At 57.9% G+C, this 22,107-nt stretch carries 28 protein-coding genes; 14 read left to right on the top strand and 14 right to left on the bottom strand.

Annotation, left to right across the window (positions count from 1 at the left end; translation table 11 throughout):
- Window positions 1–22 precede the first annotated feature (22 nt).
- The 4 genes from BZK31_RS29025 to BZK31_RS08090 all read right to left on the bottom strand — a co-directional run bounded on the left by BZK31_RS29025 (window position 23) and on the right by BZK31_RS08090 (window position 2,887).
- Entirely contained in the window at window positions 23–556 is a 534-nt protein-coding gene (locus BZK31_RS29025) for a hypothetical protein (RefSeq protein ID WP_087881648.1), read from the bottom strand.
- Window positions 557–1,024: 468 nt separating this feature from the next.
- A complete protein-coding gene (locus BZK31_RS08080) occupies window positions 1,025–1,714 on the bottom strand; it encodes a hypothetical protein (protein ID WP_083182213.1) in 690 nt (229 codons plus the stop codon).
- 82 nt (window positions 1,715–1,796) lie between these two features.
- Window positions 1,797–2,126, bottom strand: a complete 330-nt coding sequence (locus BZK31_RS08085) for a hypothetical protein (protein WP_157900716.1) — start codon at window positions 2,124–2,126, stop codon at window positions 1,797–1,799.
- Between the two features lie 203 nt (window positions 2,127–2,329).
- A complete protein-coding gene (locus BZK31_RS08090) occupies window positions 2,330–2,887 on the bottom strand; it encodes a hypothetical protein (RefSeq protein WP_083182215.1) in 558 nt (185 codons plus the stop codon).
- A gap of 128 nt (window positions 2,888–3,015) precedes the next feature.
- On the opposite strand from BZK31_RS08090, the gene BZK31_RS08095 reads away from it, so the two are divergent.
- Window positions 3,016–3,315 (top strand): helix-turn-helix domain-containing protein, encoded by a 300-nt coding sequence (locus tag BZK31_RS08095; protein WP_083182216.1) that lies wholly within the window; start codon window positions 3,016–3,018, stop codon window positions 3,313–3,315.
- Between the two features lies 1 nt (window position 3,316).
- Here BZK31_RS08095 and BZK31_RS08100 read toward each other — a convergent pair whose 3' ends face one another.
- The 9 genes from BZK31_RS08100 to BZK31_RS08145 all read right to left on the bottom strand — a co-directional run bounded on the left by BZK31_RS08100 (window position 3,317) and on the right by BZK31_RS08145 (window position 10,225).
- Window positions 3,317–4,090 carry a PRTRC system ThiF family protein gene (locus BZK31_RS08100; protein ID WP_083182217.1) on the bottom strand — a complete coding sequence of 258 codons (774 nt, stop codon included), beginning with the start codon at window positions 4,088–4,090 and terminating at the stop codon, window positions 3,317–3,319.
- On the bottom strand, window positions 4,087–4,791 hold the full coding sequence (locus BZK31_RS08105; RefSeq protein WP_083182218.1) for a PRTRC system protein B: 705 nt from the start codon (window positions 4,789–4,791) through the stop codon (window positions 4,087–4,089). Before BZK31_RS08105 ends, BZK31_RS08100 begins: the two co-directional genes overlap by 4 nt.
- Window positions 4,781–6,148, bottom strand: a complete 1,368-nt coding sequence (locus BZK31_RS08110; RefSeq protein WP_208617188.1) for a hypothetical protein — start codon at window positions 6,146–6,148, stop codon at window positions 4,781–4,783. The genes BZK31_RS08105 and BZK31_RS08110 overlap by 11 nt, the downstream gene beginning before the upstream one ends.
- A gap of 102 nt (window positions 6,149–6,250) precedes the next feature.
- Window positions 6,251–6,463, bottom strand: a complete 213-nt coding sequence (locus BZK31_RS08115) for a PRTRC system protein C (protein WP_083182219.1) — start codon at window positions 6,461–6,463, stop codon at window positions 6,251–6,253.
- Window positions 6,464–6,474: 11 nt separating this feature from the next.
- On the bottom strand, window positions 6,475–6,960 hold the full coding sequence (locus BZK31_RS08120) for a hypothetical protein (RefSeq protein WP_083182220.1): 486 nt from the start codon (window positions 6,958–6,960) through the stop codon (window positions 6,475–6,477).
- Window positions 6,961–6,974: 14 nt separating this feature from the next.
- Window positions 6,975–8,735, bottom strand: coding sequence for a PRTRC system ParB family protein (locus tag BZK31_RS08125; RefSeq protein ID WP_083182249.1), 1,761 nt, complete (start codon window positions 8,733–8,735; stop codon window positions 6,975–6,977).
- A 287-nt stretch (window positions 8,736–9,022) separates the two neighbouring features.
- Window positions 9,023–9,394: a hypothetical protein gene (locus BZK31_RS08130; RefSeq protein WP_083182221.1), complete on the bottom strand. Its 372-nt coding sequence runs from the start codon at window positions 9,392–9,394 to the stop codon at window positions 9,023–9,025.
- Between the two features lie 42 nt (window positions 9,395–9,436).
- Window positions 9,437–9,706 carry a nicotinamide mononucleotide transporter gene (locus BZK31_RS08135; protein ID WP_083182222.1) on the bottom strand — a complete coding sequence of 90 codons (270 nt, stop codon included), beginning with the start codon at window positions 9,704–9,706 and terminating at the stop codon, window positions 9,437–9,439.
- Between the two features lie 285 nt (window positions 9,707–9,991).
- Window positions 9,992–10,225 (bottom strand): hypothetical protein, encoded by a 234-nt coding sequence (locus BZK31_RS08145; protein WP_083182224.1) that lies wholly within the window; start codon window positions 10,223–10,225, stop codon window positions 9,992–9,994.
- 298 nt (window positions 10,226–10,523) lie between these two features.
- Between BZK31_RS08145 and BZK31_RS08150 the strand changes: the two genes are divergently transcribed.
- The 10 genes from BZK31_RS08150 to BZK31_RS08210 all read left to right on the top strand — a co-directional run bounded on the left by BZK31_RS08150 (window position 10,524) and on the right by BZK31_RS08210 (window position 17,954).
- Window positions 10,524–10,961, top strand: a complete 438-nt coding sequence (locus tag BZK31_RS08150) for a hypothetical protein (RefSeq protein WP_083182225.1) — start codon at window positions 10,524–10,526, stop codon at window positions 10,959–10,961.
- A 435-nt stretch (window positions 10,962–11,396) separates the two neighbouring features.
- Window positions 11,397–12,167 (top strand): hypothetical protein, encoded by a 771-nt coding sequence (locus BZK31_RS08160; RefSeq protein ID WP_083182227.1) that lies wholly within the window; start codon window positions 11,397–11,399, stop codon window positions 12,165–12,167.
- Between the two features lie 23 nt (window positions 12,168–12,190).
- Window positions 12,191–13,435, top strand: coding sequence for a DUF1173 family protein (locus BZK31_RS08165; protein ID WP_083182228.1), 1,245 nt, complete (start codon window positions 12,191–12,193; stop codon window positions 13,433–13,435).
- A gap of 93 nt (window positions 13,436–13,528) precedes the next feature.
- Window positions 13,529–13,978: a hypothetical protein gene (locus BZK31_RS08170; RefSeq protein WP_083182229.1), complete on the top strand. Its 450-nt coding sequence runs from the start codon at window positions 13,529–13,531 to the stop codon at window positions 13,976–13,978.
- Window positions 13,975–14,439 carry a hypothetical protein gene (locus BZK31_RS08175; RefSeq protein ID WP_083182230.1) on the top strand — a complete coding sequence of 155 codons (465 nt, stop codon included), beginning with the start codon at window positions 13,975–13,977 and terminating at the stop codon, window positions 14,437–14,439. The genes BZK31_RS08170 and BZK31_RS08175 overlap by 4 nt, the downstream gene beginning before the upstream one ends.
- Window positions 14,440–14,661: 222 nt before the next feature.
- Entirely contained in the window at window positions 14,662–14,898 is a 237-nt protein-coding gene (locus tag BZK31_RS08185; protein WP_083182232.1) for a hypothetical protein, read from the top strand.
- A gap of 89 nt (window positions 14,899–14,987) precedes the next feature.
- The gene (locus BZK31_RS08190) at window positions 14,988–15,365 is read left to right on the top strand and encodes a hypothetical protein (RefSeq protein WP_083182233.1); all 378 of its coding nucleotides are present in this window, start codon (window positions 14,988–14,990) and stop codon (window positions 15,363–15,365) included.
- A 619-nt stretch (window positions 15,366–15,984) separates the two neighbouring features.
- Entirely contained in the window at window positions 15,985–16,344 is a 360-nt protein-coding gene (locus BZK31_RS08200; protein WP_083182235.1) for a hypothetical protein, read from the top strand.
- Window positions 16,345–16,552: 208 nt separating this feature from the next.
- Complete coding sequence (locus BZK31_RS08205) at window positions 16,553–17,326, top strand: protein KlaA (protein ID WP_083182236.1); 774 nt, start codon at window positions 16,553–16,555, stop codon at window positions 17,324–17,326.
- A gap of 10 nt (window positions 17,327–17,336) precedes the next feature.
- The gene (locus BZK31_RS08210) at window positions 17,337–17,954 is read left to right on the top strand and encodes a toxic anion resistance protein (protein ID WP_279628786.1); all 618 of its coding nucleotides are present in this window, start codon (window positions 17,337–17,339) and stop codon (window positions 17,952–17,954) included.
- Between the two features lie 3 nt (window positions 17,955–17,957).
- Here the strand turns inward: BZK31_RS08210 and BZK31_RS08215 are convergent, their stop codons facing one another.
- On the bottom strand, window positions 17,958–18,887 hold the full coding sequence (locus BZK31_RS08215; protein WP_003150544.1) for a recombinase family protein: 930 nt from the start codon (window positions 18,885–18,887) through the stop codon (window positions 17,958–17,960).
- Window positions 18,888–19,088: 201 nt separating this feature from the next.
- Between BZK31_RS08215 and BZK31_RS08220 the strand changes: the two genes are divergently transcribed.
- From BZK31_RS08220 to BZK31_RS08230, 3 genes are all read left to right on the top strand, one after another.
- Complete coding sequence (locus BZK31_RS08220) at window positions 19,089–19,328, top strand: ribbon-helix-helix domain-containing protein (RefSeq protein WP_057390451.1); 240 nt, start codon at window positions 19,089–19,091, stop codon at window positions 19,326–19,328.
- The gene (locus BZK31_RS08225; RefSeq protein ID WP_004574518.1) at window positions 19,328–19,738 is read left to right on the top strand and encodes a putative toxin-antitoxin system toxin component, PIN family; all 411 of its coding nucleotides are present in this window, start codon (window positions 19,328–19,330) and stop codon (window positions 19,736–19,738) included. Before BZK31_RS08220 ends, BZK31_RS08225 begins: the two co-directional genes overlap by 1 nt.
- Before the next feature lie 3 nt (window positions 19,739–19,741).
- Window positions 19,742–22,107: Tn3 family transposase (locus tag BZK31_RS08230; RefSeq protein WP_083182237.1), on the top strand; the 2,366-nt coding region annotated here is incomplete at its 3' end.

The raw sequence follows: 22,107 nt of genomic DNA on the forward strand, positions 1-22,107 counted from the left end.
CTTCACCATGCTGGACCTCCTGTCAGTTATCGCCAGTAATGATCGTGTGACGGGCCTGGGACACGTCCAGCGTGTCAGCTCGACCGTTCGCAAAGCAAAGAGCCATGGTCGTTTCTGGTATGCCGGCAGCGTGCGCGGAGGCGCGCAACTCTTCATCGCTACGATGGGCCAGCAGCTCGAAGAGGAGTTCTGCGTCATTGGCGGCGTCAACGCTATCTCGCGCCAATGCTTCGTTGAGGCTCTGTTTGAGCCAGTTCGAGGTTGAAGGGTCCGCCAGGACGGCGGAGATGCTGTCGGCGAACTGCGTGGTGCTCGAAGAGGCGCGGTCATCGCTGATCGCCTGGGCGGCTTCGCGGTCGATAGCGCGTAACTGGTCGCGGGCCGGTTGGTCCAAGCCACTATGGAACTCGGCAAGCTGTGCTAGGCCGGTGAGTTGCCACCAGGCCGAGGAAAAGCTTTCGGAGCGCTCTGGGCCATTGGGTAGGGTGAGCGCGCCTTTCAACTGGGAGAGATGCAATCGGGCACAATCAATGATGGCTTGTTCTAATTCGGTCATATCATCTCAACTCTTGGTGGTGGGGCCTGCTATTTAGCGCTGGGCTTATCACTAGGTAGACTCCCACTCGATTACGTCCCAGTCATAGCTCACTTCGCAAAGGTCGCCGGCAGTTCGCCAGGAACAATCGTCCTCTGCTACGTGGACTAAAAGATGCTGCTGGATATTGCCACTACTGCAATGCCTGAGTTTGCATTGCACTTGCATCCCTGGAGTGGGCATGAGGTCTTTAGTCTTGATCCAGGCCAATGTTTTCGTCTCCGTATATTCGTCACACAGATTATTAGCAGTCATCACACAGAAATAATCGCTCAGCGCGGGTGCGCGGATCGTTCTTGTGCGGGCCACAATTCATGTTGCAAATCTTCGACGCCGGGTCAAAGTTGGCCAGCTCTCCTGGGTCAGCCCGTGGCCACTCAATGGGAATCGCCGCCGGCGGCACTGGCTTTGACTTGCGAGTTTTCGTACTCATTGGTGAGCGGGCTTCTCTGGAAATTCATCCGGCACTTTCGCTTCGCTTTTGAACTTCAAGATCACATCTGCGAGCTGCTGACTGGAACCGCTATCGTTGTGCGGCCATGGCCCGAAAGGTTGTGATGACAGCCGATTAAAAACGATCAACCCTGGGCAGCGGTACTCAAAGGGGCCGGAAGATTGGAACCGAACAAAGGCAACCGGGCTGGTGCAGCCAGGCATATCAGTTATTTCTCCGATTTCCTTCATGAGCGCAATATCCGCCCATCCTGCCTGATCAGTGTTGAAAAACGTCAGATGGTCGTATGCAGATTTACCCCCTACAAAGCACGCGAAAGCGACCAGTGTGAGCTGGCCCATGGGCCAAAATCCTCTGGATTTAGCAGCTATTTTCCACAGTAAGGGGATGTAGAAGAGGAGGGCCACAGAGGCGGCGAAAAGCAGGTAGACAGTTAGCCGCGCATTATCGACGCCGAGAGTTTTTCCCGGAGCGCCATCTGGGCCAAAGAATAGGTAAAGCAATGGTGCGCAGTAGGCCATGCCCACCGCGTAGGACACGAGCACCAGCACCATTTGCTGTAGGCGTTGCCCAGGGCTGGGGGAGACCAAAGCCAGCGTAGCGCGAGCAACGGTACCAATGACCACGATCAGAAGAACAACGGAGCATAGGAGGATATAGAGCATGATGATTGACGCCTTAGCGGTTTTTGGGGGATCTACCATCTTGTGGGTAGAGATCAAGATTCAGCGGCGGGTGCCTGCTCGGTCACCTATTGCCTTCTCTTTTGCCGCTGTTACCTGAAAAAAGCAGCGCGAGCGGGCCCACCAATAGCCCGGCCCCCATGAAGAGCATTATGAACATGCCGAGACCGTCGCCTGGCTGTAGGCCTGTCCCAGCAGCCGCTACGATTGCTCGAAAGTGATCAGCTTGCCCTCCAACTACATGCACAAGACCGATCGTCACAGGACACACAACCAGAGCTTGCCAACCTTTGCGGATGTCCAGGTGATCCACGAACATCCACAGCCAGGCGAGGCCTGCGAAGATGGCCAGTAGAATCAACAGCCAATAAAAAAGGCCGTAGACATCGGCCATAAATGCAGCTCCCAACATATACCGCGCTCCCTTAATTTGCTTTCGGCCAAGATAGCGTGCAGCGCAGATATCCCAACTCATGGGGCGCATTATTCCACACTGCTTGGAGAGGCGTAGCGGCGAGGGCACAGCGTCTGGCAGAGGCTTAAATCCTGCGCCACGCCTAAGGGGGGCAGACCGACGCGGTATTCACAGACAGAGCGTCAGAGGCGTGAGTTGTGGTGCAGTGTCGAAAGCTCTGCCAATACCCACTGCCAGTATCCAAGCTGTGTCTGGTCGCTTCGCACTGCTTGAAGCCACTGGTAGTTGGTCAGGAAAGGGTGGTCGTTTCCACTGAGCGCATACTTTTTCTCTAGTTGCAACGGAGTGCGATCCAGGTCAGAGAGATAGGCCTCCGGCAGCTGATAGGGCACCAAGGCGAAGTCTGTAATCGCTTGCTCAATTGAGATGGATATTTCCTGCCCCGTTTCGGCACAGCGGAGCGTCCTCACATCGCCTTTGCGGTCGGTTACCTGCCACGCATACCCCGCCGGGGTTACAGCCTCAGCATTATCCGGGGAGGAAATAGCCTCTTCGCTGTAAACAACGGACTCCAGTGGAAAAAATATCTCTGCAATCATGTGGTCGAGCTGATCCAAAGTTCGCCGATGGATGCCTGAACCCTCGGCCTCGATCAGTGCCAGTAAGGAAGCTCTCGATGCGTTGAGTTCCTGGTAAAGCTCGGCCAAATGCTGGGGTACGGAGGGGTCAATGTGAGTCATATTTGGTAGTCCTAACCAGGGGAGAGTGCAAATAAACCGCTAGGCTGGCCCTCTGGGCATAGCGTCAGTAGCGAAGCGGGTATTCTTAAACGTGGTTTTAATTGTTCCTGCCGATAACGCTTCTGTCTATGGAGAAGCGACCACCTACACGCGGGCGACCGGCAGGAACATCAAGCTTTGACCCTCAGGTGGCAGGAGCTTTTGGTACTGTCGTGCGCGGAGAACGCCTAAAATCGGGCCTGGCCCAGGAGAAACTTGCTCTCCTGGCTGGGGTTGAGCGCGCACATCTGGGAAAAATCGAGCGGGGCGAGAGCCTACCCACCCTTCCGCTGATAATGAGATTGTCCAAAGCCCTCGAAGTTAAAGCCGCTGACCTGATATCGCAGATGGAGCAGCGGCTGGATCAATGCGAAGGTGGAAGTGGCTGAGTCAGGCGCACTTGGGAACAGTAGGGAACGGAAAGGCGTTCTGGCAGCCGGACGCCAGATCTACTGTGATCCAGTGCTTATCGGTTTCGCCCGTCCGTAGCAACTCCCACACAATGCTCATTCCCGCAGTCGTGACCGCACGGTTGACCAAACAGTCCTGCGACCTTATGGCTTCCGCAACCGAGCAGGACTTTTTGGTGTCATCTTCGAGTGTTTCGATTTCAGGGTAAGCGTCCATGACGTTGGGGTAGAGGCCCCGTCTGTCCTTATGCGCAGCCCCGAACACAACCTGCCCATGTCGGGCCTCGTTGCCGAGGTCAAGCCACATGCAGTGCTTGGAAAGCACTGAACTGGTGGCAATTGCACGGCGTGCCGAAGAAAGGTCAACTGCGGAAATGATCAGGTCGGCGGCGCGCATAGTCTCTACCGTCTCGTGGCTTGGAAATCGGAAGGGCAGCGCCTCCCAGGACGTACCCAACATGAGGTTATAGCGATTTACCAAGCTGATTGCTTTGAATTGACCCAGGTCGCACGGCCAGAAACGCTGACGTACAAGGTTCGGCTCGCGCACGATGGCATCGTCAATCACCGCGACCTCAAGGCCCTCTGGATGGCCGAGGGAGCGAAGCGCGTGGTGGAAGCTGGCTAACGCATCAACCACCTCACTGCCATTGCCCCCAGCCCCGATAACCACAATGCGTGGTGCGCGTTCAACCCAGGATGCTGGCGTCTTGTAGATCGGTGATTGGTGAGCTGTGATCGGATGAACGCTCATTGCGCACCCCCTTTGATAGCTTGCGCTAGCGTTAGCGGGCCACTGTATGATCCTGCTGAAACCAGTTTCGAGGCGGGGAACCGCTTCGATCCTTTCTCGCTCAGTGTTCGATAGAACTCCTTCAAGGTCTCAAACGAGCGGCAACCCGCTACCGGCTCAACCGTGCCGCTGTGGGTGTTGTCGCTCTCCAGTACGAAGCTCTCCCAGGCCGGGATGTTCTCACGTCGCACATCGCGAGGAACATTGCCGCTACCAGTGCAGAAGGTTCCGCCTTTGTACACATTCCCCAGGGGGGCATAGAAGAGTTCTGTCTCCGGCGTCGGGCGCTGATTGCCCTTAAACGCAAAGCAACGGAAGGATTGGTTTGCCGCAGCGATGAAGATCAAGCCCGGCAGCGGGGCGCGTATGCGCTCGCCCAGGATAGGAATATCGTGCAGGCCAGGGCGGCGGTACCAGGCCAAGACAGTGCGTGAGCTGAACAGATAATGCTCGGGAAGAAATTCTGCTCCCGCATCTTCATTCAACAGCAGTGCCGCCAGTTCGGATTTATCGTAGGGACTAAATGCCCTCCCAGCTCCCAACGTGAACCCGGCCTTACCGTCCTCCAGCGCAATGACGCTGTGACTGGTGACAGTGACCACGCCGGTCTGGCTGTGGTGATGTATCAGCATGGCCTTGCTCGAAACTTTTTCACTCAGCATTACCGCATTCCTCTAAAGCGTCGGCGATTCGCTGCAACAGACCTAGGGTCAGCGATAGCGTGTCTAGAACTGGCAGGGTGACGGTTCGCAACTGATCAGGACTCAGCGGTAACCCGATGGCTGGGAAGCCAGAGCCGCCGACGATGCCGTCAAAACCGTCATAGCTACTCTGCTCTAGATTTGGAAAATCCCTAGTCAGGCAAACCAGAATGCTCTCGAAAAGAGAAACCCCATCACCGGCTGTGCCTGGCAAATCACGGGGGTTGAACTCCTTGAGCGACCCACTGGCGTCCTGCTCCAGACAGTGCTGCAAGGCCTCCCGCAGCACTTGAATCAGCGGGGCGTTTGCATCATCACGCTCACAGATTTGCCGCGCCTGATCGGACAGCTCCTCGATCTCCAACCGATCTCCCTGGCCAAGGGTGGCTCCAGCTATCTGTTTCAATTCATCCATCTCATAGATGGCGTCAAGCAAGCTGTTTACAGAGTCCTCGTCTTGGCCATGACAGTAGAGATATTCCGCGATGTAATCCTCATGCTCGACCGAATCGTCCAATAGGAAGGCACAAAGTTCCTCTCTGGATTGTGTGGCCAAGCGCGGAGACAGCTCCTCGAAAGCCTCCGAAAGCCCGTGGTTGAGGTAGCTATGCGGCCCCAGGAAGGTCATTGGCGTATGGAACGGCAGCAGATGGCGTGTCATCGCGTCGAGTGTCTTGAAAAGAAGCACCCGCAGTTCCAGGCTCGCTGGCGCTTGAACTGTGAAAGTAGCGAAGCAGCTCGACTCCAGAATGAAATGACCGTCCTGGATTCCGAAGGAGTAGGCGTCCTTAACGGATGCGGGCAGCTTGACCCGGCTGATCAACGAGCGTTCCAGCTCTGCCATTATCTTGCCTGCCCCGTCAGGGCCTGCCTCGATGTGGGGGGCGAGCGCATCAAGTCCGACCAGCCCAGCCTCTACAGCGGCTATTGCATAGGATGCCGTCTCAACTGGATCGACGTATGGGGTATTCAGCCGATTCAGCAGGCTGGTGCGCTGTGGAAAAAGGCCTTCATCACTGATGGCAAAGGACGCACCAAGGCACTGTACTACTTCGCCCGTGAGGCGATGCAGCCCGTAGCTATTTGGGTACTGCCGAAGCCATTCGATTGAGCTTTCAGCTACCAGCCCAGCTTCCAATGCCTCCCGGCACAGCATGCTATGAGCTTGGTGGTCGACCACCCCTGCATAGTCCCGGCTGAACAGTTGGGCCTGTGCTTCACGCATCACAGGCCCGACATTCGGCAAGCTAAGGGGTGTCAGCGCGGCAGTTGGAAGTCGATAGTGCCGGGGTTGGCGGGGGAGGAGAGCAACTTCCATAGCCTTTGTCTCTGCTGGTGGTCTAAACAATCAGGTTCGGTACCGGATGGGAGGTGGCGATCCAGTTCGCCACGCTCCCACGCTTTCAGGACTTCAAGCGGGTCAACCTTTTGCGCCGAATCCGCCGTCTCGGAACTCGTAGACATAGCTGTCATTCTCCACAATGGGGTCGATAATTTTCGCTCCGTTGAGCTTCGGGAACTGACGGGCATAGTGTTTGAGCACGTCAGTCACAGGCATTTCTGGCTGAGGGTCGGGGAGGTCGCGTCCGGCGTAACGAAAGACACGGGCCAGAGAGATTTCAACAAGTGCCATGAGTGCAATTCCTAGAAGGAGGCCGCGAGGTCCAGATTGGGTTCATCCGAGCTGCTGTCCGCGCGCGAACCAGCAATTGCCTGAGAAGCGTTATTATCCTCTGCATCGGCATCGGCATCGGCATCGGCATCGGCATCAAGGGCAGGCGTTGCAGGCTGCTCAGTGGCTGGCGCGGCGGCTTTCGCCTGCACGGTGGCACCAATCGAGCGGATTTCATCCAGCAGGCTTACACCCTCATTCAGCGCCTGGACGTGCTGTGTCAGGCGCTTCATCAGCGCCTCCTCGATTTCAACAGCACTCCCTACCAGGATCAGCGGGCGGCACATGGCGGCACGAAGCTGCACTTCGTGTTCGGATGCCTTCTCAGGGGTAGGACCGAGGTCAGCGGTAATCATCACTTTCAGCGCATCGGCTGAGGCGGTTTCGATTGCCACATTGACGCGGTGTTGAGTGCCCGCCAATGCAGCAGCCATTACGGAAAAAAACGTGGATTGCATGATGATGTTCCCTGTCAGGCTTGGGTCGATTCGGATTGCTGGGGAGCGGGGTTCTTCCCGCCCTGTGCCGATAGTTGTAACGCAGGCGGCAAATAACCCAACCAACTGAACTCTTTGAAAGCCAGGATGGCTTCGATCAGAGCGCTTGCTTTGCCGGTGGCCAACCCTTCAAAGGCCTTTTCGCCCTTCGCCTCGTTGTAGGCGGCGACAAAGCCTGAACGCTTGCAGTCTTCGATGATGCCCGCCTTAACCTGAGCTTTGAGGTAGCTCTCGTTCATCACGAATCCTTTGGCCGGATCGACGTTGGCGTACTCCATGAATTTGAGCGACTGAGCACCCGACACGGATTTCTCGAATGCGTCAGCGCTATCCGTGCGGAATAGCGAGGCGGCAGCCATGCTGCCCATGAACGTGAGGAGTTTTTCCTCCCCAAGTTGCGCAAGCCGAATCTCGGCATCGGCGCGAGCCGTAGTCATCAGGGAGCTTGTGACGCCCATGGCCTTTTCCATCTGTGCTCGCAGCTCGCTCTTGAGGTCGCTGCGCATCTCGAAATACATGCTGACGATGGCCACTGCCAGCGCTAGCGAGCGGTCATTGAGCACGACTTGCTTGCTCATACGGGCGTAAAGGTCGAAGGCTTCACGGCGTAGCGACTTCTTGACCTGGGTGGGCTTGGCGCTTGCGGCCTTCGGGTTGGCCGGGGCTGCTCCAACAGCGCCCCCGGCAACGGTGGCTGGCGCTGTGTTCGTTACGGTGGCCAGAGCGGTTTTGTACGCGGCGGTTTTCTCCTTGTGGCAAGGCTTGTTGAAGCACATGCCGCCGATCACGTCGCCTTCGCGCCCCCTCGACACCATGACCACTGCGCCGAAGCTTGCACAGGTAGCGCACGCCGCTGCCTGGTGTTCGCCCACACCATCCTCGCCCCGTGCGACGAGCTTCACGTATGAGTCCTTGGCGAGATTCAGCTCGCTATGAACCACCGCGTGCTCCTCCTCCGCCTCGATCAACCGAACAGAAATTAGCTGCTCGGTTTTTCGGTTCCAGCAGACCGAGTTTTGGCAGCGAGACGCCCCAAGGCTTGCCTCGAACAAATCGGCATTCGCGCCCGAGTTGTGGATGCAGCTCCGGCATTCCGTGGTGTCGAAGCGTGCAGTCGAAACGTCCCGAGTCAACTCCAGCAGGCGCGCCCTGGTCTGCTCGACGGAATAGTTCTTCTCGATGATCTTCGACAGAATGCCCGCTTGATCCGGAGCGGGGAGACGGCATAGCAATTCAGCATGACCAATCTTGATCTGCTCCTCCAGCAGGGCCTCGGCCACCGCATCACAGGCGTGGGCGAGCAGCAGGCGGCTGTCGAGCTTGGTTCTAGACCAATCCAAGGCCTTCATCACCGCCAAATGGTCGTTGGCCATGTCTTCCAGCAAAACTACCGCAGACTGGGCTTCTTCGATTGGCGTCAGGTCGGCCCGCACCTGATTCTCCAGCGCAGCGATCAACCGCGCTTCCTGATCGCTCATAGCGCGGATCAGGGCGGGAACCTCGATCAAGCCCGCATCATGGGCCGCCGTCCAGCGCCGGTTGCCAGCCACCACTTCATGGTCGTAGTTCGGGTCATCGCTTACAGGCCTGACCAGAATCGGCTGGATGATGCCCTTCGCGCTGATCGAACGTACCAGTTGCTCATAAGCTGACTTCTTCCGGCCTTTACGCGGGTCGATCTGTGGGTTGCGGCGGATACGGTTGAGGGGGAGGACTTCTGCTACTTGCTGATTCACTTGGCTAAACTCCGTGTTTGCAATGAGTTCAGCTTCACCCATGTTCGGGAAAACCCAAGCGCCAAACCGAGCAACGTCTTTAAACCGGAGTGGGGGGATTTTATCGAGGCACGCTTAAACGTAGCCCACCCTGGTAGGGCAATGGATAACCCTTTCCCTCAATCCGAGGTGGCCACTAATCCAGGCGTCCGCCTAAGGCTTCCAATCCGTGATGCTGGTGGTGCATGTTTCAAGTAGCAAAAAGCCCGAATCAAAGTCGGGCTTTTTGTTTTCATAGAAACAGAGAGTCACTGACCAACAAACACCGCCTCAACCGCTGCCAAGGCTTGGCGCGCACCCTCAAGCTCTGGCTGTATCAGCTTCAAGCCTCCCAGATCGTTGCTCATCACTGACACGCAATCCTGAAGCGCTTTTTTTGCTTCAGTGAGAGCAGTCAGCAGAGCAGAATCTTTTGCCTCCGCAATAGCCGCCGCCCCTTCAACTACGCTGAGGCGCTTGCTGAGAACAAAGTAGATGTGCGGGAAAACCAACTCCTGAACAACACCCGCATTCTTCGCTGCTTTTGCTGACGCTTCTTCTACGATAGAGATCAGCTCTGCCTTGTGGATCGGGTTGAATAGTTGCATGTGGTAACTCCAAATGAAGAATGCCACCAGCATGCCGACCGCTCCCCAAAACCCAAGTCATCAAGCGCGCCCCGCTTACCCCTCGACGCGGGATAAGCTAGTAGAGCCCTTGGCCGACACAGCGGGGTACCACCAGCGGATCAAGCCGGTGACGTTCGTAGCAACGAAGCACCCGTTCAGCAGCAACAATCCCCAGGCCTGCGCCAGAACGGCGTAGCAGCATAGGCTCAAGCTCGAAACGAGGAATAGCCACCATCCCCACGGAGACACACGGGTATTGGTGGAGATCATCAGCGCACCGATGACGCCGCAGATGCTTCCGATCCACTCGAAATACAGGGTCATAGGTCAGTCCTTCGCATATTCCTGGGATATTTCTTCGGCTCGAATTTCATTGATGATTCTGTGTGCATTGAGCCGACACTGGACGGGATAGGCCAGAGGGTCGTGGCCACGGCGTTCAAAAGCGACGATCAACTGCGCCTTCCAGGTGATACCAGAGGACTTGGGGTTGGGATCTAAACCGTTGCCAGCAGCAATGCGGGCTTGCCGGTAGGACTGACACCATTCAGCCCTGGTCGCGCTGTACCGTCCCAAACTGGGTTTGCGAGGGAAACACATAGGCTCCCCTCAGATCAGCGCAAATTTGCGGAGCGAGTCACCGAGCGTCCCCGTCCATACAGCGCCCGACTTCGAGCTTTCCCCGTGGTAGACGTTGAAGTGCTCGCCCTTTTTGATCGAGTTGGGAACACAGGCTCGCCGCACCACAGGATGCCCGTCGATATCGAAATCCTGAAAGCCATGGTGGGAGTTGACCAAGCGTGCGGTGAAGGTCAGCGGCTCTTTGGTGTTTTTCTGGCTCATGCAAATGACTCGTTTGAACTGGATGGGCCTTTAGGGTGAACGCGGCCACAGAAAACCCAACTCCGATGACCTGTCGAATTTGTCCAACAGGCCGTTGGACGACCTCCATTTCAGGCACTAATCCAGCGTGAAAACGCGCCCGGCCTGCGTCCCGGCCGGATAGGATCAGGCCAAGCCACAGTGGCTCAGCCTACCAATGGGACGGGCGTGGCGTTCCGGTTCATCCACCAGTCGTCCCTGGTTGGGAGTTTTTCACTCCATGGGATGCTGGCTTCATCAACTGATTAAGGGAAGCGTAATGAGCAATCAAAACACCGAAGCCCGTCCGGAGCTGGAAGTCGTAGCCACCATTGAGGTGATGAGCTACGACGACGAAACGACGTACATCGAAACCCGCAGCGATCGGATCAACTTCGACAACGCAGTTAACGATGATGGCCTGGTGTTTAAGTCAGACGCTGAGCGTGTAATTTCTGGCCTGAGCTACAAGGCTGAGCTTTACGACGAGGTATGGAGAAAAGCAAAGGAGATGGGATTCATGAACGTCACTATGGCGCTGGAGGAGGTGGCTAACCGGCGCTCTAACGCTGTGATAACGGGACTGGTAGAGGCGCTGAACAAGATATCAACGGGCGCGACAGGCCACATGGACTGTGACAGCGTACTTGCCCAGATCGCATCTGATGCTCTCGCCAAGTACAGTGCTGACCAGTCTTCTAAGGGCGGTGAGTGGTGATGATAGACGCGATAGCTCGACGTTTGGGCTTCATTCGAGTTGCAGTTATGAGGGATCAACTTCAGTTTGCTCGAAACATTTCCAAGCGACTGGATGAACATCGAGAGGTGGTTGAACAGATCCAAACTCAAACAAATCTTTTCACTCAATGCCCGTGGCACATCAGCCACATGGCCACGCAAGACGACTACCTCATGAGGATTTATAGGATGGTGCATGGTGCCTGGCCATGCCATCCCGATGAGGTTCACCGTCAGCGCTTGTACGGTGAGTCGATTCGCCAGCGCCCCCGGTTGCTCGGTGATTGCGGTTTGCCAGAGTACCGCCCGCATGACAGGGGGAGTAATTCCGACGCTCTTAGGTCCTGAAAACGGATTTCAAATCCCACCTCCCGCGATAGCCTCCTGATCGAATACACCAGGAGGATTCGCTCTCATGAAAATTCGCAGTCTCTGCGCCCTCGGCAAAATGAGGGCGTACTCCGCTGACCGGCTGGTGGTCACGCTCTCGCCCAAGACATTCAGCATCCCTACTGGCGAAGATCCGCTTGCGCACGAGCCTGAAGCGATCCATGACTTTATCCAGAGAAATCGCTGGCTCCATGCAAACTGCATCGTCGGTCTGCACAACAGCCACAATCAGCTGCTGGAACCGGGCGAAGTCATCATGAGCGGTACACGCTCGACCTTGCTGCGATGCCTGCTCCGCTGGGAGGCGCTGCGTATCCTCCCCATATGGGTTGATGGCTTCGACAGCCTTTCTGATGATGAGCGGGCAATTCGCTCCAAGTACCTCGAACGCCTTGACCGGGCCCGAGACCAGCTCCTTTCCATCGATAGCTGGTATCAGAATGACCAGGAACAGTACGAGGTCGCTCGAGCAGTCATGCGTACTGGTCACTGGGCGCTGGAAAACCTTCCCCCACTTGATGGCCTGGAGTGGCCAACCGGAGAGATCTTCAACCTGAAAAACCCCAGCCTTCCTGCTGAGGCGGTTGAGACTGGATACCTGGAAGGGATATTTTCCATGATTGAGCGAAAGGAACGGTTTCATGGGGAGTGCGGGAGCATTCCAGCAGACGAATTGTTCGGTATTGCGCTAATGAGCCCCAAGTCCGGATATGAGTTGCTGGTCAAGCTGCATATACAGATCGAAGCAAACCGTGCTGAAGCAGCCTATGCCCGCCGGCAGCGCGCAATTGCCTGACCCGAATCAGGAGAGAAAAGATCATGCTCAACCGTCGATATCCCGTACTGATCTCAGGGAAACGTTACTCCTCGGAGTTCCAGACCGATCAGCAGTACGCAAAAAATTGGAAAATCGTTTTGGAGAAGGCCTACGGCACTCACGCAATTTGCCAGTGCCCAAGCAGCGGCTCCCGAAAACTCTCGATCAAGCGACGTGAAGATAGCGATGGTTTTCACCTGGCGCGGTTCGCCGGTACAGGTCATGAGCACTCAAACGATTGTCGGTACTACGCCCCGGCCCCGGAGCGTTCCGGTATGCAAGGTTATGCCGTGGGCGTAGTCGAGGAGGGCGAAGATGGCAGCATTCGGGTGCGCCTGGCTCGAGGCATTCGAGTCCAGGCTGCTCGATCCGAGGAAAGCGAAAGTACTGCGGTGAAAAGATCGCCAGGAAAGAGCAAGCCGGCTATGACGTTGCTCGGGCTACTGCATCTGCTTTGGTCTGAGTCGCGACTTTCCACCTGGTATCCAGCAATGGAGGGCAAGCGCAACAGTGGCATTGTGAACTATGCGCTTCTACAGGCTGCTGAACGCGTCGCCGCAAGCCGAATGAAACTGAGCGAAGTGTTGTTGTTGGCGGCACTGAAGGACAGCAAGGGGGCGACTCGCAACCAGGCGATAGCCAAGTCCGCGATGACTCGTGATCTCCGGCTCGTCGCGATTTCGCCGCTGGCCCGCTATAACCCTGAACGTCATTCTGGAGACATCAGCAGATTGCCGCTGGCCGGGCCGTTCGGGATGCCCATGCTAAATCTGCCCCCGGCGGTCTGGGCCACAGCCGCCCGCCGATTTGAGAGAGAGCTTTCCGCCTGGAAGCGCGGAAGTCGAGTTATCGCCATCGCTCAGGTCACGCCGCGGAAGGGCGAGTCGTCTTCCCAGGCGGATGTTGTTGAACTGGCCTTAATGCAAGTCAGTGAGCGCTGGATTCCCGTCGACTCAGATTACGAAGGGGTGATTGAGGCCAAACTCCACGCCGCCGGCCGTAGCTTCGATAAACCTCTCCGCTACGACGCGGATGAAAGTGAGGTATTTCCCGACTTTTGGCTTTTGGACGCGGGTAAGGACTACCCCCTGGAGGTGTTCGGCATGAGCACACCTGCCTACCTGGAACGGAAGGCCGTCAAAACGGCTTGGTATAACAGGGAGTACGGCGGGGAAGGGTGGTGGTCGTGGAATGCTGCGGCTGATCCGAAAGGAAAAAATATCCCTCCTTTCCCGGCCAAGTCCTGAGTTCCTTCGTCGAAAGCAGGCGTTCTTGGGTTATCTAAATCTCGTGCGATGCTGAAAGCCTCAAATCGGGACTGCCTCTAAAGGAACAACGCTATGCAATCCGTACTCTCGAAGAAGTCCACTGGGATGAAGAGCAGCATCTGCCCAGTTACGCATTCGCCTTCTCCCAACGTAACGCGGAGCTTTGGCTCTACCGTTCACGTTAGTTACAACCCGCGTAGCGACGGCTATGGAAGTGATACAACAGCTATCGTCCTGAGTGAGCGCGTATTCTTTGTGCTCAACGGCGATCATGCCAAAGCGCTTTGCAAGGTAGCTGAAAAAAGTGGGCCCCAGGGCTGTGCGGACTACTTCGTCGAACACATTGCTCAGGCCAATAAACTCAGTGAGCATTTGATGGCTACAGGCGTGAGCAATGATCCCTTTGCATTGATGCCGACTACCTTGGAGATCCTTGGGCAAGAAAGCATGGACCGAATCGCGGCTGCTGCAAAAGCTCAACTGGACGCCACAAAAGAAAACGTTGAGGAAGCCACTCAATGATCCGCGAAGTTAGAAAGGTTCCGGCCAACTGGCAACACCCCTCGGACGGGTACTACCCCGATGGAAAGGTTCGCTACGTTCCTCTGTTCGACAGTAGTGAGTTCACGAGCAAAGCGGCTCAATGGGATGAAAACGCTGCCAAGTGGGCGCAGGGTGAATTCCCCCAGGATGCTGGCGCTGCTCATCGCACATTGAGCTTTGAAGAGTGGGATGGTCCCCGTCCAAACGCGGAGGACTACATGCCGCTTTGGCCAGAGGCAGAATGTACCAACTTCATGATGTATGAACTCACCACCGAGGGAACCCCTGTGAGTCCAGGCTTTGCAACCCTGGAGGATCTGGCCACCTGGCTTGCCGAAAACAATGTCAGCATATACGCCAATGAACCTGCGGGTTTCGATGATTGGTTGGCGGTCTGTAATGGCGAGCCTGTGACGCTGGCACTCACCCCGCATCGATAAGGAAGCTCCATGGCTCGGGCTCGTCTCCACCTCATCTGCGGCAACTGCGGTTGCAACGATATGTGGTCGTACCGCATAGACCCCCAGGGGCAAGACGTTGAGGGCGAACTGTTCCCTGCCGTTTACATCGCCTGCGGAAATTGCCACACGCTGCACGACCTGGCGGATACAGCAAAAAATTCCAACCCTAGCGAAACGCTCAACAGTTGAGGGAACCCTGATATGGGTGGTAATGCTCTGGCTTCATTCGGCTCAACACGCTGCTCGCGTGATGTTGCCCTGCACATGCTGGATGACTTTCAAGCGCGCTTCGCGCAGATTACCGGCCACCTTGGGAACGCAGCGAGGGTTGAGCCCATCGCCGCATATCGTCTGAAGCCTGACTTCGGCGACCTAGATATGCTGGTTGATAGCCGGGTTTTTCAGTCCATGCCGCCACAATCCGTGGTTGAGGCGTAGCCAGCGGCAAGCGTTTCAACCCGGAGTTGTATCCGCTTGAGCACCGCAACCACACTGCCCGCGTGCGAGACAAGAAACGACCTGTATACATGGGCTTCCTGCAATGGATTGAGGCCCAGCGTGGGCTGCGTTACTTTGGCTGGAGCGAAGACAAAGCCCTGTATATGCCAGAGGTGATGACTGCGTTTCCTTCGCTGCGTGAGGATTACGAATCCAGCTTGGCCAAGCTAAATCAGGCCAAAGCGATTCGCGCCTGCTTCAATGGCACGGTGGTGACTGCTATAACCGGGCTGACGGGGAAGCAGCTCGGTCAGTTCATGGCGCACTTCAAGCACGACCTTGCCGAGGGCATGGCTGACTTGCCTTCCTTGTCTATGGAGCAACTGAGTTCGCTGATTCGCAATTCGCATGAAGTGTTCGTCCGTACAGTCGAGCAATCTACAGAAATCCGACGCAAGCAAGATTGAGGAAATCGCTATGTCCTGGGCAGATCGCGCAGCACCTATAGTCGGGGAGGTAATCCGCCGCGTTGGGCGAAGCAACCAGCAGGCCCTGCGAAAGGCGCTGGCCGAGGCATACCCTTGGGGGGCACGAAAGAATTCGCCTTACAAGGCGTGGCTCGCCGAGGTGCGCCGACAGTTGGGGCACCCGCTGAATGCGCCGAAGGCCGATCCAGAGAATCAACAAACTGACATGTTTGGGCGCCATGAAGAGTAGACCACGTGGCTGCGGCTCCCTCGACGCCAATTCGCTGGTTTAACCTGGTGGCGTCCTGCTGTTGAGAAGGTCATCCTTCTTCCGAGCGCTGGTATGCCGGCTTTATCCCACCCAGAGAGGGCTGGACTATTCCCCCCTGCAAAGTTCGCCCCCTTCAACACCGAAAATCATCTGCTCATGCATCCAGGCGATTGCGCTGCCTAGGCGGCATCGAGTGCTACGCCTCTACCGTCAGTGCCCGTGCCCTAGCATCGAATTCAGGCGGAAAAGCTGTCTGAAACCGAGCTGTACGGGCTAATGCTTCTTGCATCCTTGGGATTTTCAACGTGTCGGGTAAATCCGATGCCGAACCCGTAAAAGGAGCAAGCAATGCCAATCGCAAACGAGCATCAAGAAGACGAGCCGAGATTGATCGACCGGATAATGAGTGACCTGCTGTCCGCTATGGATCGAGACAATTCAGATCTGCGATCCACGTTGATCAAGAACAGTGACGACATCCGGACCTTGGCCGAAATCTGTCGGCAGACCTGTGTTTTCGAGCATAGCCAGGCAAAGTTTGCCGAATTCAAACAGCATCTGGAGGAGTCAACACCTCCAGAAGAACGCCTCGTCAAATCGTGGGCGTGGCTGCTTGACCGGATTGTCCATTCACCGACCACTCTGCACATGCGGGGAGCCGTTCGCCTCTGCGTGCCGCTGGTTGCGCTCTACCTTCCCTCGGAATGACTAAGGGGTAAGAACCCGCATAGCTAGGGAAAAGGGGGTGATTTTTCACGCCACTTTTGAAACGAATCGGAGAGGTTTGGGTTATTTCGAGTTCGCGATACAACGGTTTCGAGCTGCGCTTTCAGTCGGTAAAAGCGTCTGAAATAACACCCCGCCAAAGAATACGGCAGGTACGATCTCCAACAAATCCAAGGAGAAATTTTCCGCCATGACACATTCAGTGGTCAGCATCGACGACCTCAAGCAGCAGGTACTCCCTGAGTTGTTTGCTATCCCGGCTCGACTCGGCGAGTACGGGGGCGTAGCGGATAGCTCTGCCAAAATCGATCAACTCTCCGATCTAATGGAGAGTGGGTCGGCGGCGGCGCTTGCGGCCAAAATCGCAGAAGTCCTCTCGAAAATGGCCGACGCATCGCCTGAGCAGATTACCCGGAAGCCAACCTGGCTCGAAAAGATTCTGGGCGGAGCCGTTGAAAAACAGGTTCGCTATCAAGTCGCCCGGTCAACCCTGGAGCAATTACTGGCCGAGGCTGAAGGACATGCCCAAGGTGTACGCGATACGGTCAGCGCCATCAGCAGAATGATCGTTGCCCACACTGAAGAGGCGGAAGCACTGAAAGTATTCATCCAGGCCGGGCGCGAATTCCTCGAAGAAAACCCTCTCATCGGGACAGTAGCGGAGGGGGAGATCGAGTTTGATCGGCCGCGAGAGCGGCTGGCGCGAAAGCTTGCCAACTTGGCAACACTTCTGGCCTCACACGAGCTGAGCGTTAGTCAGATGAAGCTCAGCCGCGCCCAAGCCCTCGACATGCTCGATCGCTTCCGAGAGACAGTCACCGTACTGGTTCCAGTATGGCGGCAACACACCCTTACCCTGATCACCACCAAACACATGAGCCCGGCGATGGTCGAGGCTGCCAGTAAGGCGCATCAGGCGCTGATGGCCAGCCTGTCTGAAAGCCTGAATGGCGTGAAGCACTGAGGAGCAAGACATGCAGCAGCAAACTACCGTGACAGATCTCGCCACTGCCAACACCGAGCTTACTCCCGCAGGGCTCCAGGCCCTTGGTCTCCAGGAGCAGGACATCCCCCAGATCAAGGCTGTAGCGGCACTGATCCAGGCAGAAAACCCGCTCTCGGTTTCTCAGTTCGGCAGGGAAGTGGCGGAACACACGTCCTCCTACGCCGACAGCTTGCTCGACCAGGTTCGTAACAGCGACCTGGACGATGCCGGCGCAAAGCTGAGCGAGGTGGTTGCCGTCGCGCAGTCGCTCAATGTCAGCGCGCTTTCCGATCGCCGTTCGCGCATCCCTGTCATCGGCAAGCTGATCGACAAGGTAACCCTTCGCGGGAAGTCCGTCATGGGGCAGTTCGACACCACGCGGGAGCAAATCGAAAAGCTCGTTGCTGAAGTCGACCAAACTCAAGCGGGTATTTCCGCTCGGAATACCGGCCTCGAGTCCATGTTCGTTGCGGTACGCGAGGAGCATCGACTGCTTGGCATCCACATTGCCGCAGGTAAGCAGCGCCTGGCGGAGCTACAGGCGCAAGTTTCTCAGCTTCGGGTGAACATGGGGTTTGGGGAGCAATGGAACCAAAAACCAACGTAAGCCCTACCAACGCTTTTCGGTGTCTTCTTCCCAGGCGCCCATCTCGACAAAACAGTTGCGCATGTCGGCCTCCTGGCTGATCTCGGTCAGCAGGTCATGCACGCTCTTGTCCAGCTCATCGTCGCTCCGATACGGAATGGTCAACTCATAGTGGCCGGCATCCAGCCGCTTCATGCCATAGGGCTCCAGGCAGTAGCGCTCAATGTTCTCCGTGGCCCGCTTCCGGCCGCGCACGAACTTGCTGTTATTCACCACCGCGAGGCGCAGGGTGACGGTGGCCACCCGCTCGGCGGCGGGCGGCTCTGCCGGCGACGCGGCCGAAGGCTGCTGGTCGCGTGACCTGGCGCTCTTCTGGTACGCGCCGATCTCGACACCACGGTGGCGCAGGTAGCTGTACAGCGTGCTCTTGGAGATGTGCAGCTTCTCGCCGATCGCGCTGACGCTCAGGCGACCTTCGCGGTAGAGGGTTTCGGCCGCCATGGCGGTGGCCTCAGCCTTGGCTGGCAGGCCCTTGGGACGGCCACCGATCCGGCCACGCGCCCGTGCGGCCGACAGACCCGCCTGAGTCCGCTCGCGGATCAGCTCGCGCTCGAACTCCGCCAGCGAGGCGAACAGGTTGAACACCAGGCGGCCTTGGGCGTGGGTGGTGTCGATGGGGTCATTCAGGCTCTGTAAGCCGACCTTGCGCTCTGCCAGCTCGCCGACCAACTCGACCAGGTGCTTGAGGGAACGCCCAAGGCGATCCAGCTTCCAGATCACCACGGCATCACCCGGCCGCACGTTGGCCAGCAGTTTGTCCAACTCCGGCCGGGCGCTTTTCGCGCCGCTGGCGATGTCTTGGTAGATGCGTTCGCACCCGGCCTGTTTCAGGGCATCGACTTGTAGGTCGGCTTTCTGATCCCGAGTGCTCACTCGCGCATAACCGATCTTCATCAAAAGTACTGTTTACTCGACTACGTTAGTAATAGTTGAACTTTGATTAAGCGTACCAGTTATTTGAACCGTAGCGCGGGGAGCTTAACGAACCGAGCCATTCCTCGATAGAGTTCGGCAAAACCTTCGTTTTGTCCAACCATTGCATAGCCCTTTGTGATTGGCGTATAAACACACAAACACCTATTAGCGGAGAACGCCATGAATACCATTCGCTGGAATGTCGCCGTCTCGGCCGACACCGACCAGTCGCTTCGGATGTTTCTGGCCAGCCAGGGCGGTGGCCGGAAAGGCGACCTGTCGCGCTTCATCGAAGAAGCGGTACGGGCCCACATCCTGGAGCTGAGCGCCGAGCAGGCCAAGGCTGCCAACGCCCATCTGAGTGAGGCAGAATTGACCGAAGCGGTTGACGAAGCGCTCGACTGGGCACGTAAGCGCTGATGCGGGTCGTGTTGGATACCAACATCCTGTTCAGCGCCCTGATCTCGCCGCATGGTGCGCCCGATGCAATCTATCGCGCCTGGCGCGCGGCGCGCTTCGAGGTCGTCACCTCGCGGATGCAGCTCGATGAAATTCGCCGAGCCAGCCGCTACCCCAAGCTTCAAGCCATCCTGCAACCCGCTAAAGTAGGAGCCATGATCAATAACCTGCAACGGGCGGTGGTACTGGAGCGTCTGACCATCGAGGTCGAAGCCGATGATCCGGATGACTCGTTTCTACTGGCAATGGCCCTGGCAGGCGATGCGGACTATCTGGTGACCGGTGATCGCCGCGCTGGATTGCTGCAACGTGGGCACATCGAACGCACGCGGATCGTCACGCCCGCCGTGTTCTGCGCCGAGGTCCTGTGATCGATGCCGGTCGGTTTTCTGACCCAGGAACAGCGCGACGGTTTTGGCCGCTATGTCGATGTACCCAGTCGTGAAGAGCTGGAACGTTACTTCCACCTGAGCGATGAAGACCGTGAAGCCATCCAGGCGCTACGGGGTAACCATAACCGTCTGGGTTATGCCATTCTGCTGACCACCGTCCGCTTCGTAGGCGTTCTGCCGGACAAGCCCGCCGCCGTGCCGGTTGAAGTCCTGCAGGTGCTTAGCCGGCAACTGACAATCGCCGATCCTGGCTGCCTTCAGCGCTATAGCGATCATCGCCGCTGGATACATGCGGCCGATATCCAAGAACGCTATGGCTATCGCCATTTTACTGACCCTGGCGTCGGCTTCCGCTTGAGCCGGTGGCTGTATGCCCTCTGCTGGACGGGCACTGATCGACCCGGTGTGCTGTTTGAGCGAGCCACCTCGTGGCTGTTCACACAGAAAGTCCTCCTGCCCGGCGTTTCCCAACTGGAGCGTTTCATTGCCCAACTGCGCAGCCGGGTCGAAGAACGCCTCTGGCTGACCCTTGGCCGCAGTGTGAGCGAGGCGCAACGGCAGCAGCTACAGGACTTGCTGCTGGTCGCCGAAGGCAACCGCAGTTCCCGACTGGATCAACTGCGCTCCGGCCCGGTGATGGTCAGTGGCCCCGCACTGATTCGGGCGCTGCGCCGGCTCGATGACGTGCGCGGCATCGGCATCGCCTTGCCAGCGGCGGCGCACATCCCGCCCAGCCGTATCGCGGCCCTGGCTCGCTTCGCCAACACCGCCAAGGTCACGGCGATCAACCGGCTGCCGGCGTCGCGGCGGATGGCGACGCTGGTGGCGTTCGCCCTGTGCCTGGAGGCCACTGCGCACGACGACGCCCTGGAGGTCCTGGAAGCGCTGTTACGCGACCTGTTCAGCAACGCGGAGAAGGCCGACAAGAAAGCCCGCATGCGCAGCCTGAAAGACCTGGATCGCTCGGCGGCGACGCTCGCCGCCGCTTGCAAGGTCGTGCTGGATAGCTCGATCAGCGATGACAACGTGCGCGCCCGGCTGTTCAACGACCTGCCGAGGGCCACCCTGGAGAAGGCCCTGGAAGAGGTCAATGCGCTGATCCGCCCGGTTGACGATGTGTATTTTCTCGCCCTGGAGGCGCGCTACCGCAGTGTGCGCCGCTTCCTGCCCGACCTGCTGAAGCACATCCGCTTCGGCTTCAGCCCGGCCGGCAAAGGCGTGGTCACCGGCCTGGATTGGTTGCAGCTGAACCTGCCACGCCGGAAACCGGAGGATGACGCGCCGCAGGAGATCGTGGCCAAGGCTTGGCAGAAGCACATTACCCGCGAGGATGGCTCCCTCGACATGGGCGCCTATGTGTTCTGCACGCTCGATGCGCTGCGCACGGCCCTGCGCCGGCGCGACGTGTTCGTCTCGCCCAGTTGGCGCTATGCCGATCCCCGGCTCGGCTTGCTCGACGGGGCCGAATGGCTGGCGGCGCGGCCGATCATCTGCCGCTCGCTGGGCCTGACCATTGACGCCGGCACCACCTTGGATGCGCTGAGTGCCGAGTTGAATGCGACCTGGCAGGCGGTCGCCGCCCGCTTGCCCGATAACCCCGCAATCCAACTGAGCGAGAACGCCGAGGGCAAGACCGAGCTCTCGCTCGGCACACTGGACAAGCTGGAGGAGCCGAACTCGCTGCTGCAACTGCGGGCGGCCGTGGCCGACCTGATGCCGCGTGTCGACCTGCCGGAAATTCTCTTGGAAATCGCCGCCCGTACCGGCTTCGCCGAGGCCTTCACTCATGTGTCCGAGCGCAATGCACGCGCCGACAACCTGGTCACCAGCCTCTGCGCGGTGCTGCTGGGTGGGGCCTGCAACACCGGCCTGGAGCCGCTGATCCGCACCGACAATCAGGCGCTACGCCGTGACCGGCTGTCCTGGGTCAGCCAGAACTATATCCGTGACGACACGCTGTCAGTGGCAAACGCCATTCTGGTGGGGGCGCAAAGCCAACTGGAGCTGGCCCAGGTCTGGGGCGGCGGCGAGGTCGCCTCCGCCGATGGCATGCGCTTCGTCGTACCGGTGCGCACCGTGCATGCCGGCCCCAACCCGAAGTATTTCGGCACCGGCCGGGGTGTCACCTGGTACAACCTGATTTCCGATCAGTTCTCCGGCCTCAACGCCATCACCGTGCCCGGCACCCTGCGCGACAGCCTGGTACTGCTGGCGGTGGTGCTGGAACAACAGACCGAGTTGCAGCCGACGCAGATCATGACCGATACCGGTGCCTACAGCGACGTGGTGTTCGGGTTGTTCCGCCTACTTGGCTATCACTTCAGTCCGCGGCTGGCCGATGTCGGCGG

The sequence above is a fragment of the Pseudomonas floridensis genome (assembly GCF_002087235.1).
Classification (GTDB): Bacteria; Pseudomonadota; Gammaproteobacteria; order Pseudomonadales; family Pseudomonadaceae; genus Aquipseudomonas; species Aquipseudomonas floridensis.